This is a genomic window from Mesorhizobium sp. B2-3-10, from assembly GCF_006442275.1.
GTDB classification, from domain to species: Bacteria; Pseudomonadota; Alphaproteobacteria; order Rhizobiales; family Rhizobiaceae; genus Mesorhizobium; species Mesorhizobium australicum.
In genome coordinates, this window is sequence record NZ_VFVT01000007.1 from 300962 (window position 1) to 314130 (window position 13169).

Sequence of the window (13169 nt, forward strand, 5' to 3'; positions counted from 1 at the left end):
CTCCAATCTTATTCGGCCGCTTCCGCCAGAGGAGGAAAGGCGGGTTTGGCCGTTGGTTCAGTGTGTTGAGAAGCGGGCTCGTCGCCGCCGCGCCGTTCGCGCAGCTGTTCGATGACCGCGTAGAAGACCGGCACGAACACCAGCGACAGGATGGTCGCGGCGACCATGCCGCCGAACACGGTGGTGCCGATGGACTGGCGGCTGGCGGCACCCGCACCGGTGGCGATCATCAGCGGCACCACGCCGAGGATGAAGGCAAACGCGGTCATCAGGATCGGCCGCAGTCTCAGCCGGGCGGCCTCCATTGATGCCTCGACGATGCTGAGGCCTTCCTCGCGCCGCCGTCTTGCGAACTCGACGATCAGGATCGCGTTCTTGGCCGCCAGGCCGATCAGCATGACGAAGCCGATCTGCGAATAGACGTCGATCTGCATGCCGCGCACCCAAAGTGCGGCGAACGCGCCGAACAGTGCGAGCGGCACGGCCAGCAGCACCATGAAGGGCATCGCCCAGCTCTCGTACTGCGCCGCCAGGATCAGGAAGACGAAGACGATGGCGAGGGCAAAGACCACCGACGCGATCGACCCCGCCTTGAGCTCCTGGAAAGTGATGCCGGTCCATTCGAAACCGAAATCCCTGGGCAGCGCGGTCGCCGCGGCCCGTTCCATGGCGGCGACCGCCTGGCCCGACGAATAACCGGGAGCGGCGCCGCCATTGATGGTGGCCGAGGCGTTGTTGTTGTAGTGCGGCACGGTTTCCGGGCCGACGAACGGCACCAGTTTCCCCAACGTGCTGAGCGGCACCATGCCGCCGGAGGCATTGCGCACATAGAGCCGTGAAATGTCGGCTGCACCGGCACGTGAATCCTTGTCGGCCTGGATGGTCACCCGGAAGGTGCGGCCAAACAGGTTGAAGTCGTTCACGTAGAGCGAGCCGAGATAGATCTGCAGCGTGTTGAAGACGTCGGGCAGGTTGAGGCCGAGCAGCTTCGCCTTGGCGCGGTCGAGATCGTAGTTGAACTGCGGCGTCGAGGTCGAGAACGGCGAAAACAGCTGCTGCGGATTGATTTCAGGCTGCTTGCGGGCCTCGGCGATCACCGCTTGCGTGGCGTCGTTGAGGGCCGTGCCGCCGCGGCCGGTGAGGTCCTCGACGACGAATTCGAAGCCGCCCGTGGTGCCGATGCCGGGGATGGAGGGTGGATCGAAGGAGAGCGCAAAAGCCTCCGGAATCTGCATCAGCTTGCCACGCACGTCGCCGACGAGCTTCGAGGCGCTCTGGTCGGGGCCACGCTCCTCCCACGGCTTGAGGATGGCGAACTCGACCGCCGAGTTCGACTGCGCCGCGCTGGTGAGGAAGTTCAGGCCGCTGATCGAGCCGACGATGTCGACGCCTGGCGTTGCCTGCAGGATGTCGCGCGCCTTCTGTGCCACTGCATCGGTACGCTCCAGCGAAGCGCCGTCGGGCAGCTGGATGACGACGAAGAAATAGCCCTGGTCCTCGACCGGAAGGAAGGTCGAGGGCAGCTTTTGCCAGACGAAGTAGGTGGCGACCAGGCCGGCGGCGAAGAGGCCAAGCATGATCCAGCGCAGCCGGATAAGGATGCGCACGCCATTGGCATAGGCATGCGACAGTCTGTCGAAGCCCGTATTGAACCAGCGGAACAGGAAGAATTGCGTTTCGCCGCGATGGCGCAGGAAGGCTGCACTGAGCGCCGGGCTGAGCGTCAGCGAGTTGAAGGCGGAGATGCCGACGGAGATCGCCACCGTCAGCGCGAACTGGTTGTAGAGCTTGCCGGAGACACCGGGAATGAAGGCAACCGGCACGAACACCGCCATCAGCACCGCGGTGGTCGCAATGATCGGGCCGGTGACCTCGGCCATGGCGGCCTTTGTCGCCGCCAGCGGTTTCAGTCCGGCCTCGAGCTGTCGTTCGACATTCTCGACCACCACGATGGCATCGTCGACGACAAGGCCGATCGCCAGCACCATGCCGAGCAGCGAGAGCATGTTGAGCGAGAAGCCCATCATCTCCATGATGACGAGCGTCGCCACCAGCGACACCGGGATGGCGATCGTCGGGATGATTGTGGTGCGCCAGCTTTGCAGGAAGATGAAGACCACGGCGACGACGAGCACCAGGGCTTCGCCAAGCGTGATCAGCACGTCATGCATCGAGGCCGAGACGAAGCGCGTCGTATCGTAGTGCATCGCATAGTCGACGCCCTTGGGAAAACGGGCCGACAGTTCCTGCATCTTGTCCTTGACGCGCTGCTGCAGATCGAGCGCGTTGGAGCCGGGCATCTGATAAACGGCGAGCACCACGGTCGGGTCCTTGCCGAAAAAGGCCGAGGACGAATATTGCAGGGCGCCAAGCTCGATACGGGCGACGTCGCGCAGCCGCACCAGCGAACCGGTGTCGGTGTTGGCACGCACGACGATGTCGCCGAATTCCTTCGGGTCGCTCAACCGTCCGACGGCGTTGACCTGCATCTCGAAGGCGGTGCCGGCGGGCGCCGGCGACTGGCCGATCTTGCCGGCCGCCACCTGGACGTTCTGTTCGGCGATGGCATTTTGCACATCGACCGCGGTGATGCCGAGATTGGCGAGCTTGTCCGGATCGAGCCAGACGCGCATCGAATAACGCCGTTCGCCGAAAATCTGCACGTCGCCGACACCAGGCAGCCGCTTCAGCGGATCCACCACCTGCAGATAGGCAAGGTTGGAGAGCGCCACCGGATCGACCGAATGGTCGGGCGAGGTCAGGTTGACGATGAGCACGAAGTTCGGGTTCTGCTTCTTGATCGTCACGCCGCCCTGGTTGACGATCGCCGGCAGCGACGAGGCGGCCTGCGAGACGCGGTTCTGGACGTCGACGGCGGCCGTGCTCAAGGAATAACCGACATCGAAGGTGATGGTGATGGTCGACGAGCCGTCATTGGAGCTCGTCGAGGACATGTAGGTCATGCCTTGCACGCCGTTGATCTGCTGCTCCAGCGGCGTCGTCACCGTGTCTGCCACCACTTGCGCGCTGGCGCCCGGATAGTGGGCGCTGACCACGACTTGCGGCGGTGTGATGTCGGGAAACTGCGAGACGGGCAGCAGGAAATAACAAATCGTGCCGGCGAGCACCATGATGATGGCGATCGCCGAGGCGAAGATCGGACGATGGATGAAGAAGTTTACCACGACACGCACGCCTCTCCGGCCGCTCTTGCCCGCCCGAAGGCGCTGGCGACCCTGGATAACTGGCCGCGCCCGTCCCCGGACCCTTCCCGTGAACGCAGCAACGGCACCTCGCGACGCTGCCCATCGGCAAGCGAACGCAACATGTTCTCGAACGCGCGGGGGTCGACCCCATCTGCTTTCATGACCAGCCGGATCATCGGATCCCGGACGGCCTCATCTATGGTAAGATCGCGGCGCTGTGGCATTGGCCGGCTCCTTGTCTGTCGATTCGCAGCCCGTGCTCGCGAACCGTTTTTCATCTCTTCACCGGCCGAGGCCGCATGATTGGCAATCTTTTCGTCCATCTCGATCTGGTAGGACCAGTTCACGACCTTGTTATTGACGACGGACGATATAGGTGTTACCAGTAAGTAACATTCAGGAAGTTACAGACCGGTAACACCCTAGTCAAGAGGTGGCCGAGGGTTTTTTGGAAACGAAAGGAGATCATGATGACAGACGGCGTCGTGGAGCGCTCTCGTCCCCGGGATCGAATTCTGGAGACGGCGCGTGACATGTTCCACAAGCACGGCATCAAGGGCGTCGGCGTCGACGCCATCACCGAGGCTGCCGGCACGAACAAGATGACGCTCTATCGTCACTTCGAATCCAAGGACGAACTGATCGTCGAATGCCTGCGCGCCAACGCACTGAAAGCTGGCGCGATGTGGGAAACGTTCGAGGCCGAGCATCCGGGTGACAAACTCGCTCAACTTCATGCCTGGGTTCGCAAGGCCGCCGCCATGCTCAACACCGACGGCCGTGGCTGCGACATGGCCAACGCCGCCGCCGAGCTGACCGAACCCGATCATCCGGCAAGGCGCGTCATCAAGGAACTCAAGGAAGCCCAGCGCGAACGCCTGGTCGGGCTCTGCCGGGATGCCGGCATCGGCCAGGCCGAGCTTCTCGCCGATACGCTGTCGCTGCTGTTTGAAGGTGCGCGGGTCAGCGTGCAGACCGTCGGTGCCGAGGGCCCGAGCACGCAGTTCGTGCGGATGGCTGAAGGACTGATCGTTTCCTTCCGGGGCACTGCCGCCGGTTAAGTATTGCCGTGGCTGCTGGTGATTTTGCGGTCGCGTGACCGAAACGATGTCTGCTACCCTATAGGCAGCACGCTATTTCCCGTTGACTGAACGAAAAAAGCCCGCTGCCGGGAGGAGGTGGCAGCGGGCTCGATTTCGAATGTGGCGCGGGAGGAGGTGCACCCCATTCAGCGTCGGCATCGCATCTGGGAGGAGTAGATGGCCGACAACCTGAACGTACGAGTTGCCCAATGATTCGGCAACAATGAATTGTGCATAGCTGCTGTGCAGATTTGCAGGGGCGGTCAGGTTCCCAGGAGATGCGGGATCTCACTGCACGGGTACGTTTTCCCGGAAGATCAGTCGCGGCTCGATGAATTTGCGGGTGAGATAGGGCGCCGATGATGCGATCGAGCCGAGCAGCTGGATCACCGACTGCTCCGCGATCAGCCTGGCGTTCTGGTCGATGACGACGTCGGCGAGGTCGTCGACGAGGTAGCCGCGTGTCTCCCTTGTCAGGTCGTGGCAGATGAAGACCGGCTTGCGGTTGGGCCTGGTTTCCCGGATCGCCTTGGCAATGCCGGAGCGCCCGGCGCCGACACAATAGATGCCGAGCAGTTCCGGCTCGTTGCGCAACGCTTTCATGGTTGCGGCATAGCTGGCATCGGGCTCGTCATTGATCTCGACGGCGCTGCTGACGGTGAGGTTGGGAAACTCCTCGCCAAGCACGGAGCGGAAGCCCATCTCGCGCTCTTCATGACCGCGATAGGAACGCGAACCGACGACCATCGCCAGCTGCCCCTCGCGGCCGCCGAGAAAGCGTCCCATCAAAAGTGCCGCCGTCCGTCCCGCCACGCGGTTGTCGATGCCGACATAGGCCGAGCGGGGTGCGGCCGGAATATCGGACACCAGCGTCACCAGCCGGATGCCGGCCTCGACCATGTCGCGCAGGATGTTGCGCGTCCTGGGATGATCGACCGCGATGACACCGACGCCGTTGGCGCGCAGCGACAGCTTTTCGACCGCGGTCTGCAAGGCATTGGGCGAGATACCGGCGAGATTGTGAATCCGGCAGGACGCCACCAGCGGCAGGCGCGAGGCGTAGTCCTCGATGTGCTTTGCCAGGTCGTGCATGAAGTCGTTCGAGCCGATCGGCAGGAAGAATTCCAGGTTTGCGGGCCTCGAGGGAAGCGTCACCTGGTCGGCGACCGGCAGATAGCCGAGCTGCTTGGCGGCCTCCATGACGCGTTGCCGGTTGGCGGCACTCGCTCCGGGCCGGTTGTTGAGCACCCTGTCGACCGTCGCGGTCGACAGCCCGCAGTTCCTGGCGATGTCGGAGACGGTAGCCTTCATGCCGCAACCCTACACGTCGATACGTACGTCCTCAGTGCGCCGGCTTGCCGTCCGCGAGGGCGTCGCGGATGTCCTTGTCCGACATGCCGGTGATGATGCGCTCGACTTCCGTCACGGTTGTCGTCTTCGGATCGATGTCGTCGGCGACCACCTTGCCCCTGCGCATGACGACGATGCGGTCGACCACCTGGAAGACATGGTGGATGTTGTGCGCGATGAAGATGCAGGAGTGGCCGGAATCGCGGGCGTTGCGCACGAAGCTGAGCACGCCTTGGGTTTCGGCCACGCCGAGATTGTTGGTCGGCTCGTCGAGGATGATCAGGTCGCTGTCGAAATGCATGGCGCGCGCGATCGCAACCGCCTGCCGCTCGCCCCCGGAGAGCGAGCCGATCGGCGTCGTCGGCGGGATGTTCTTGGAGATTCCGACCTGTTTGAGCAGATCGCGGGCGACCGTGTTCATGGCGTCCTGGTCCATGCGGTTAAGGAAGCGCGGCGGCTTGATCGGTTCTCGACCCAGGAACAGGTTGCGCGCGATCGACAATTGCGTGACCAGGGCGGAGTCCTGGTAGATGGTCTCGATGCCGTGGGCGATGGCGTCGCTGGTATCGCGCAAGGTGACCTTCTTGCCGCGGATGAAGATATCGCCGCTGGTCAGCGGCACCGCGCCGGAGAGAACCTTGATCAGCGTCGATTTGCCGGCGCCATTGTCGCCCAGAAGGCCGACGATCTCACGCTCGTTGACATGGAAATTGGCGTCCACCAGCGCCTGCACGCGGCCATAGGACTTGCGGATGTTGTGCATGCGGATCAATGGCTCGGCCATGGTTCAAGTCCCCGCCTGGTGCCGGCGTTCCAGCCATGAATGCAGCGCCATCATGCCAAGGATGATCGCGCCGATGAAGATGTTGTAGGCAAGGCCGGGCACGCCGATCAGCACGATGCCGTTGCGCATCACGCGCAGGATCAGGATGCCGAGCACGGTGCCGATGATGGTGCCGCGCCCGCCGGTGAGTGCGGTGCCGCCGATCACCACCATGGCGATCACCTCGAGCTCGTAGCCAGTACCGCTGTTGGGGTTGGCGGCGGATGTGCGCAGCGAGGAGATGACGCCGGCAAGCGAGGCCATGACCGACGACAGGACGAACAGGCCGACCTTGACGCGATTGACATTGACGCCGCGGGCACGCGCCGCGTTGGGATTGCCGCCCGCCGCCTGGATCCAGTTGCCGGTCCGGCTTTGCGTCAGGACATAGCCGAGCGCGATCGCCGCGGCGATGAACCAGAACAGCGACATGTAGATGCGGAACGGCCCGATGAAGAAGTCGCCGACCAGAGCCTCCGCCAGCCAGCTGCCTTCGGCACTCCAGGTGCGCTGCGGAAACCCGTCGGTGATGAAAAGCGCGCTGCCGCGCACCACCAGCAGCATGCCGAGCGTCACCAGGAAGGACGGGATCTTGAGCTGCGTGACGAACCAGCCATTGACCAGGCCGATCAAGGCGGCAACCACCAGCGCGACAAGGAAGCCCATTTCCAGCGAGGTGACGCCGGCATTGAACAGCGTCCACATCAGCACGGGCGAGAAGCCGAACAGGGACCCGACGGAGAGGTCGAATTCGCCCGAAGTCATCAACAGCGTCATCGCCAGCGCGATCAGGCCGAGCTCGACCGTGAAGGCCAGCGTGTTGGAGATGTTCTGCGGCGACAGGAAGTCGTGGTTGAAACCCCAGAAAACGGCGATCTCCACGATGAGCAGAATGAAAGGTCCGAATTCCGGCCGCGCGATCAGGCGTTGGATGAGCGAATGATTTTCCACTGGGAACCCGCGACATGGTTGGGACGGGCCGCGAGCTCCACCGCATCGGGTGGCATGCCACGGCGCAGGAAGATATCTGGCGCCGTGCGAAAACGCGCGGCGCCAGGGGATCGCGGATTATTTGCCGGACAGGATCTTGTCGTAGACCGCCGCGGTGTCCTTCTCATAGAGCGCGCCGGTGATGACGTTGAAGCCCGGAGGAATGCCGCTGGCCGCCATGTTGGCGAGCGACAGCGCCACATAGCTGGTCGCCTGCGGATCCTGCCACTGGCCGGCATTGACATAGCCGTTCAGCACTTCCTGGGTGGTGTCGAGCGAGTTGCCCCAGCCGACGACCGGGATTTCGCCCGGCTTGACGCCGACCTGGTCGAACACGCGCTTGATCGAACCGGTTACGAGGTCGCCCAGGCCGATGATGGCGTTAACCTTGCCCTTGTGGGCGGTGAGGTAGTCGACCATGCGGTTGATCACCTCGGCCTGGTCGAGCGTCGCTTCGGTCACTTCATAGGTGATGCCGAGCGGGCCGAAGACGCTCTTGATGCCTTCTTCTTCCTGCACGCCGTAGGTGGCGCCGGGGATCTCGACCGGCATCCAGACGAAGTCGCCCTTCTTCACCAGGCCCTTGTCGACCAGATACTGCGCCCAGTGCTTGCCGAAAGTGACGTTGTCACCGCCGACATAGGCGTTGAAATTGGCCTTGGGATCGGGCGTGTTGAAGTTGATGATCGGGACGTTGGCCGCGCGCGCTTCCTTGACGATCTCGACCAGGCTGCCCGGATCGGGGCTGGTGGTGACGATGCCGTCGGCCTTGGCCGAGAGGGCGGCACGGACCGCCTCCTGCTGCGAGGCGACGTCGCCATTGTGGAACGACGTGTTGACGGTGTTGCCGGTGTCCTTGGCCCATTGCTTGGCGCCGGCGAGGAAGTAGGTCCAGACCGGGTCGGCCGGCCCGCCATGTGAAATCCAGTAGAACGTCTTGGCCTGCGCGGCTGCCGGAATGACCGTCAGCGCGATCAGCAGGCCGTAGAGCACAAGTCTTAGTCTCGTCAGCATTTGATTTCCTCCCGGTTGAAGATGATCCGTCCCTTGTTCCGGCTTCAGCCGGATTGCGTCTTTTTGCCAGCGCCGCTCGGATGCCTAAGAGCATTCCCTTTTTCGGCGAATGGCAAGCCTCCATCTGCAGATGTAGTGGGCGCCTGACGCGGCGCCATCAGCGACCCCATCAGATCGCATCAGTCGGGATGATTTTTCCCGGGCAGTCGGATGATTGTCGCCGAGAGCTCAGCCGGGCGGACTATCCCGATCACGTCTGGGCGATCTCTGAGGGCGAAAGCCCCCAAAGAGCCGCTTAGAGCAGGCCGGCCTTGGCGAGGTCGCGCATCAAATGGCTGGCGCCGTAGGTCCAGTGCGGGCAATCGGGCGACAGCCGCACGCGGTTGACCAGCGCGCCGAATTTCTCCGACGAGATGGTGACGATGTCGCCGACCTTGTGCGTGAACCCCTTGCCCTTTTCGCCGCGATCCTTCGACGGCACGAACATGGTGCCGAGATAGAGCGCCAGCCCGTCCGGATACTGGTGATGCGGGCCCATGGCCGCCGCAACCAGCTCCTCCGGCGAGCGGCTGATCTCGGCCATCGAGCTTGCCCCCTCCAGCGAAAACCCGTCCTCGCCCTCGACCTTCAGGCGCACGACGGCCTGCTTCACGTCGGCGATGGAGAACGTGTCGTCGAACAGCCGGATGAAGGGGCCAAGCGAGGCCGAGGCGTTGTTGTCCTTGGCCTTGCCGAGCAGCAGCGCCGAACGCCCCTCGACGTCGCGCAGATTGACGTCGTTGCCGATGGTGGCGCCGACGATCCTGCCGCTCGATGCGGCGATCATGGCGATCTCCGGCTCCGGATTGTTCCAGGTCGACACCGGATGCAGGCCGACATCGGCGCCGAAGCCGACCGAGGCCATCGGCTGGCACTTGGTGAAGATCTCGGCATCGGGGCCGATGCCCACTTCCAGATATTGCGACCAGGCGCCGCGCGAAATCAGCTTGGCCTTGATCTCCATCGCCTCTGGCGAACCGGGCTTGAGCTTCGAAAGATCATGGCCGATCAGGCCCGCAATGTCGGCGCGGATGGCGTCGGCCTTCTCGGCCGAGCCACGCGCCTGTTCCTCGATCACCCGTTCGAGCAGGCTGACCACGAAGGTGACGCCGGAAGCCTTGATCGCCTGCAGGTCGACCGGCGACAGCAGAAAGGGTTTTGCCCGATCGCGCGTGGCTTCGAAACTGTTGGCCGCGATGGCGTCGAGTGAACCGATCGGCTTGCCCCTGGCCGAGCGCACATGGCCGGCCGGGTCGGCCAATTCGCAGACGTCACGCACGGTGGGCGCCGCGCTGGATGTGATGTCGAAGACGGTGTCGTCGCGCACCGTGACGACCAGGGGGTACGAGGCATCGCCGCTCCTGGCGCGGCCGACAAACAAGCCTTCGGCGGGCAGATGTGTCGGGTTGGTCATGAGTTGGGTTCCTCGTTGAATCGAAAATGCTGGCCCGGTCGGCGCGGCACTTTCGCCGGATTTCATTCAAAGGTCTATCCCATCCAAGCAGTCGAGCGGTGGCCGCGAATATGCCGACTGGGTCATCCACGATGTCCGGATGTCAAGGACATCACCGGGCTTAGGGTCCGGTTACTCGAACTTGACTCAGAGAATTGTTCGTGTTTTGTTCCGGGCGCCAGAACAGAACGGAGGCGTTCCTTGGCGAGCGTATAGGTAATGTACCAAGGCGAACTAGATTTCGGAATTCCAGAACCGCCAAGGCGGCCCAAAAAACCGGATCGTGTCTTCTTCGGCGTGTTTCTGCAGGCAGGGGATTATTCTAGGTTTGCTGATTGTCAAAGCCGACTATGCCACAAATTTGGCATAGCCGGCTCACCGCTGATACCGGAGCGTTTTCATGTCAGCCAGCAGCATGTCGGGGACTACAAGCGGCTGCGGTCGAAAATCATCTTTGCGGCCACCCGATCGGGGCAGCGCGTCGTGATGCCTGCTTTTGAGATCACCTTTCGCCACGCCAGGAGCTTTCCTGGCCGTCCGGCGACAAGAGGCCGACCGGCCAAGCACCCCTTCGTGCTTGTGGCCGATGACGGACCGGTTTGTGAACTGAGCGGGAATCTCGGCGCCGAAATGCTGCGTCAAGGCCTCAAGGCGTCAGACGGGTTCGTCCCTCATCTGACCCTTGCCTATGACCAGAAACTTATCCCACAACTGCCGATCGAGCCGATCAGCTTCGTGGCGCGGGAGTTCATTCTCGTGCACAGCCTGCGCGGGCTGACGCAATATGATTTTCTGGAACGTTGGCCGCTGATTGCGATGTAACGAAGGGGCCGCTGGTTCGCGCGACACCCCATCCTGACAGGGTCATGTCAGCTATCGACCTGTCCGCGATGGCAGGTCCGCAAGCGGTTCCCTACTTGCAATGCGTCTGAACAGGAGGAACAAAAATGACCGTCACGGAAATCGCCAAGGAGTTCACCGAACTTCTCAAGCAGGGCAACAACGAAGGTGCTGCCGAAAAATACAATGCCGACGATATCGCCAGCTACGAAGCGATGGAGGGACCGATGGCCGTCAGTCACGGCAAGGAGGCCCTCAGGCAGAAAAGCCAGTGGTGGCAAGAGAACCACGAAGTGCATGGCGGCTCGGTCGAGGGCCCTTATGTCAACGGCGATCAATTCGCGGTGCGCTTCACCTTTGACATAACGCCCAAGGCCACCGGCGAGCGTGTCACCATGGATGAGGTTGGCCTGTACACGGTCAAGAACGGCAAGATCACCGAAGAGCGCTTTTACTACTGAGGCCGGAAATCGGGCCTTCCTAGCTTTGCTCTCTTTGCGGCAAGGTTGAAAATGAGCACGGCGGCCAGAGGATCCTCTGGCCGCTGGGGGCGTTCAAATCGTCTTCACATACTGCGCAAGTTGATCGGCCACCGTGCCCCAGCCGTCGAAGAAACCCATCTCTTCATGGTTGTCGCGGGTGGCTTGGTCACGGTGAATGGCTGTAGCGGTATAGCGCGTACCCTGGCCATCCGGATGGAGCGAAATGACCGCGGTGATGAAAGGCTCCCCCGAGGGTCGATAGCCGGGCAGCAGCGCATCCGTCCACACCAGCCGCTCGTTGGGCACGATTTCCAGATAGCAGTAGTGGCGGTCACTGACCTCCTTGCCGTCGGGCGACTGCATGCGTGTCCGAAACAGGCCGCCCGGTCTGAGGTCGATCTCGCAGTCGGTGATCAGCCATGGCTTCGGCGTGAACCACTGCCTGACATGCTCAGGTGTCGTCCAGGCTCGCCAAAGCAATTCGCGCGGCGCATCGATTACGCGCTCCAGCGTCAGGTCCAGCCGGGGATCGGGCTCGAAGGAATAACTCATTTTTCCTGCTCCTTGAGGGTCATGACATAGGCATCGAACCGGTCGAGGCGGCGTTCCCAAACTGTACGCTGTTCGGCCAGCCAGCTTTCGGCGAGCTTCAACGGTTCAGGCGCAAGCTCGTAAGTCCTGACCCGTCCGGTCTTTTGCGAACGAACCAGCCCGCAGCCTTCGAGAATCTTGAGATGGTCGATGAAGGATGGCAGGGCCATCTCGAAAGGCTGGGCCAGTTCGCTGACCGAAGCAGGGCTCCTGTTCAGCCGCTCGACCACGCGCCGTCGCGTCGGGTCGGCAAGCGCGCGAAAAATGCCGTCGATCGGCGGGAGGCTTGGATTTGCACTCTGGAGGCTGGTCATCGATCGGTCCCGGGTCGTCAAAAAGCGATTAGAAACACTTAGGTAATTGCCTTAGTGTTGGCAAGCGCCAAATTTCCGGCAACGCTGACCAAGCTGCTGGCCAAGCGGGAAGGGCGGTTTTAGGCTGCGAAACGGATTCGACTGTCAGCCCAAGGGAAGAGCACTTTGACGATCACCATGTACGGCATCACCAATTGCGACACGATCAAGAAGGCGCGCGTCTGGCTGGAGAGCCATGACCTTCCCTATCGTTTCCACGACTATCGGGCCGAAGGGATCGAGGCGGGCAAGCTGAATGGCTGGGTCGGCAAGGTCGGTTGGGAAAAGCTGCTCAACAAGGGCAGCACGTTTCGCGAATTGCCGGAGGCGGACAAGCAAGGCCTCGACGAGAAGAAGGCGAAAGCGCTCATGCTGGCCAAGCCGACGATGATCAAGCGGCCGGTCTTGGAGATCGGCGATCGGGTGGTGGTTGGCTTCAAGCCGGAGGTTTATGAGCAGACGGTGGGGAAGTAGGCGGAAGCGTCGCGACGTCCGATCTCCACCCTCGTGGGGGAGATGTCCGGCAGGACAGAGGGGGGGCGCTGTCCCGCCTGCTTGCGAAGGTCCGAGCGCCTCAACCCGCGCTCAAATACTCCGCCAGCGCCACCGCATTATTGTGCGCCTCATCATGCGCGCCGTAGAGCAGCGTTACCTTGCCCTCGCCAAGCAAGCCGCGCAGCTGCGCAACCGCCTCACCATTCCCGTCGAGCTCAGCCCCGTACCGCTTCCGAAATTCCGCCCAACGTGCCGGCTCGTGCCCGAACCACTTCCGCAGGTCGTCGCTCGGCGCGATCTCCTTCAGCCACAGTGCCAGCGCGGCATGCTCCCTGCTGACGCCGCGCGGCCAGATGCGGTCAACCAACACCCGCTGCCCGTCATCGGCAGCGGGTGGTTCGTAAATCCGCTTGACCATCAGGTCGAAAGCCATTCGACCTCCCTACGCCGA

General features: G+C 62.6%; 14 protein-coding genes. 4 read left to right on the plus strand and 10 right to left on the minus strand.

What is annotated here, in order from left to right:
- Positions 1 to 8: 8 nt before the first annotated feature.
- Positions 9 to 3185, minus strand: coding sequence for a multidrug efflux RND transporter permease subunit (locus FJ943_RS21675; protein WP_140724890.1), 3177 nt, complete (start codon positions 3183 to 3185; stop codon positions 9 to 11).
- Positions 3179 to 3553 (minus strand): hypothetical protein, encoded by a 375-nt coding sequence (locus FJ943_RS21680; protein ID WP_224622707.1) that lies wholly within the window; start codon positions 3551 to 3553, stop codon positions 3179 to 3181. Before FJ943_RS21680 ends, FJ943_RS21675 begins: the two co-directional genes overlap by 7 nt.
- Positions 3554 to 3676: 123 nt before the next feature.
- On the opposite strand from FJ943_RS21680, the gene FJ943_RS21685 reads away from it, so the two are divergent.
- Positions 3677 to 4267 carry a TetR/AcrR family transcriptional regulator gene (locus tag FJ943_RS21685; protein WP_015318879.1) on the plus strand — a complete coding sequence of 197 codons (591 nt, stop codon included), beginning with the start codon at positions 3677 to 3679 and terminating at the stop codon, positions 4265 to 4267.
- Positions 4268 to 4576: 309 nt separating this feature from the next.
- Here FJ943_RS21685 and FJ943_RS21690 read toward each other — a convergent pair whose 3' ends face one another.
- From FJ943_RS21690 to FJ943_RS21710, 5 genes are all read right to left on the minus strand, one after another.
- Positions 4577 to 5599 carry a LacI family DNA-binding transcriptional regulator gene (locus tag FJ943_RS21690; RefSeq protein WP_015318878.1) on the minus strand — a complete coding sequence of 341 codons (1023 nt, stop codon included), beginning with the start codon at positions 5597 to 5599 and terminating at the stop codon, positions 4577 to 4579.
- Positions 5600 to 5630: 31 nt separating this feature from the next.
- A complete protein-coding gene (locus FJ943_RS21695) occupies positions 5631 to 6422 on the minus strand; it encodes an ATP-binding cassette domain-containing protein (RefSeq protein ID WP_015318877.1) in 792 nt (263 codons plus the stop codon).
- A gap of 3 nt (positions 6423 to 6425) precedes the next feature.
- Entirely contained in the window at positions 6426 to 7412 is a 987-nt protein-coding gene (locus FJ943_RS21700; protein ID WP_015318876.1) for an ABC transporter permease, read from the minus strand.
- Between the two features lie 117 nt (positions 7413 to 7529).
- On the minus strand, positions 7530 to 8465 hold the full coding sequence (locus FJ943_RS21705; RefSeq protein WP_015318875.1) for a substrate-binding domain-containing protein: 936 nt from the start codon (positions 8463 to 8465) through the stop codon (positions 7530 to 7532).
- A 295-nt stretch (positions 8466 to 8760) separates the two neighbouring features.
- The gene (locus tag FJ943_RS21710) at positions 8761 to 9918 is read right to left on the minus strand and encodes a fumarylacetoacetate hydrolase family protein (protein WP_140724696.1); all 1158 of its coding nucleotides are present in this window, start codon (positions 9916 to 9918) and stop codon (positions 8761 to 8763) included.
- Positions 9919 to 10176: 258 nt separating this feature from the next.
- On the opposite strand from FJ943_RS21710, the gene FJ943_RS21715 reads away from it, so the two are divergent.
- Both FJ943_RS21715 and FJ943_RS21720 read left to right on the plus strand, forming a co-directional pair.
- The gene (locus FJ943_RS21715) at positions 10177 to 10779 is read left to right on the plus strand and encodes a 2'-5' RNA ligase (protein ID WP_140715078.1); all 603 of its coding nucleotides are present in this window, start codon (positions 10177 to 10179) and stop codon (positions 10777 to 10779) included.
- Between the two features lie 125 nt (positions 10780 to 10904).
- Positions 10905 to 11258 carry a SnoaL-like domain-containing protein gene (locus FJ943_RS21720; protein WP_015318872.1) on the plus strand — a complete coding sequence of 118 codons (354 nt, stop codon included), beginning with the start codon at positions 10905 to 10907 and terminating at the stop codon, positions 11256 to 11258.
- A 93-nt stretch (positions 11259 to 11351) separates the two neighbouring features.
- On the opposite strand, the gene FJ943_RS21725 is transcribed toward FJ943_RS21720, so the two are convergent.
- Positions 11352 to 11831: an SRPBCC family protein gene (locus FJ943_RS21725; protein WP_140724699.1), complete on the minus strand. Its 480-nt coding sequence runs from the start codon at positions 11829 to 11831 to the stop codon at positions 11352 to 11354.
- Positions 11828 to 12184 carry a metalloregulator ArsR/SmtB family transcription factor gene (locus tag FJ943_RS21730; RefSeq protein WP_015318870.1) on the minus strand — a complete coding sequence of 119 codons (357 nt, stop codon included), beginning with the start codon at positions 12182 to 12184 and terminating at the stop codon, positions 11828 to 11830. Before FJ943_RS21730 ends, FJ943_RS21725 begins: the two co-directional genes overlap by 4 nt.
- Before the next feature lie 165 nt (positions 12185 to 12349).
- Between FJ943_RS21730 and FJ943_RS21735 the strand changes: the two genes are divergently transcribed.
- A complete protein-coding gene (locus tag FJ943_RS21735) occupies positions 12350 to 12697 on the plus strand; it encodes an ArsC family reductase (protein ID WP_140724702.1) in 348 nt (115 codons plus the stop codon).
- Between the two features lie 100 nt (positions 12698 to 12797).
- On the opposite strand, the gene FJ943_RS21740 is transcribed toward FJ943_RS21735, so the two are convergent.
- Positions 12798 to 13151 carry a DUF488 domain-containing protein gene (locus tag FJ943_RS21740; RefSeq protein WP_015318868.1) on the minus strand — a complete coding sequence of 118 codons (354 nt, stop codon included), beginning with the start codon at positions 13149 to 13151 and terminating at the stop codon, positions 12798 to 12800.
- Positions 13152 to 13169: the final 18 nt, after the last annotated feature.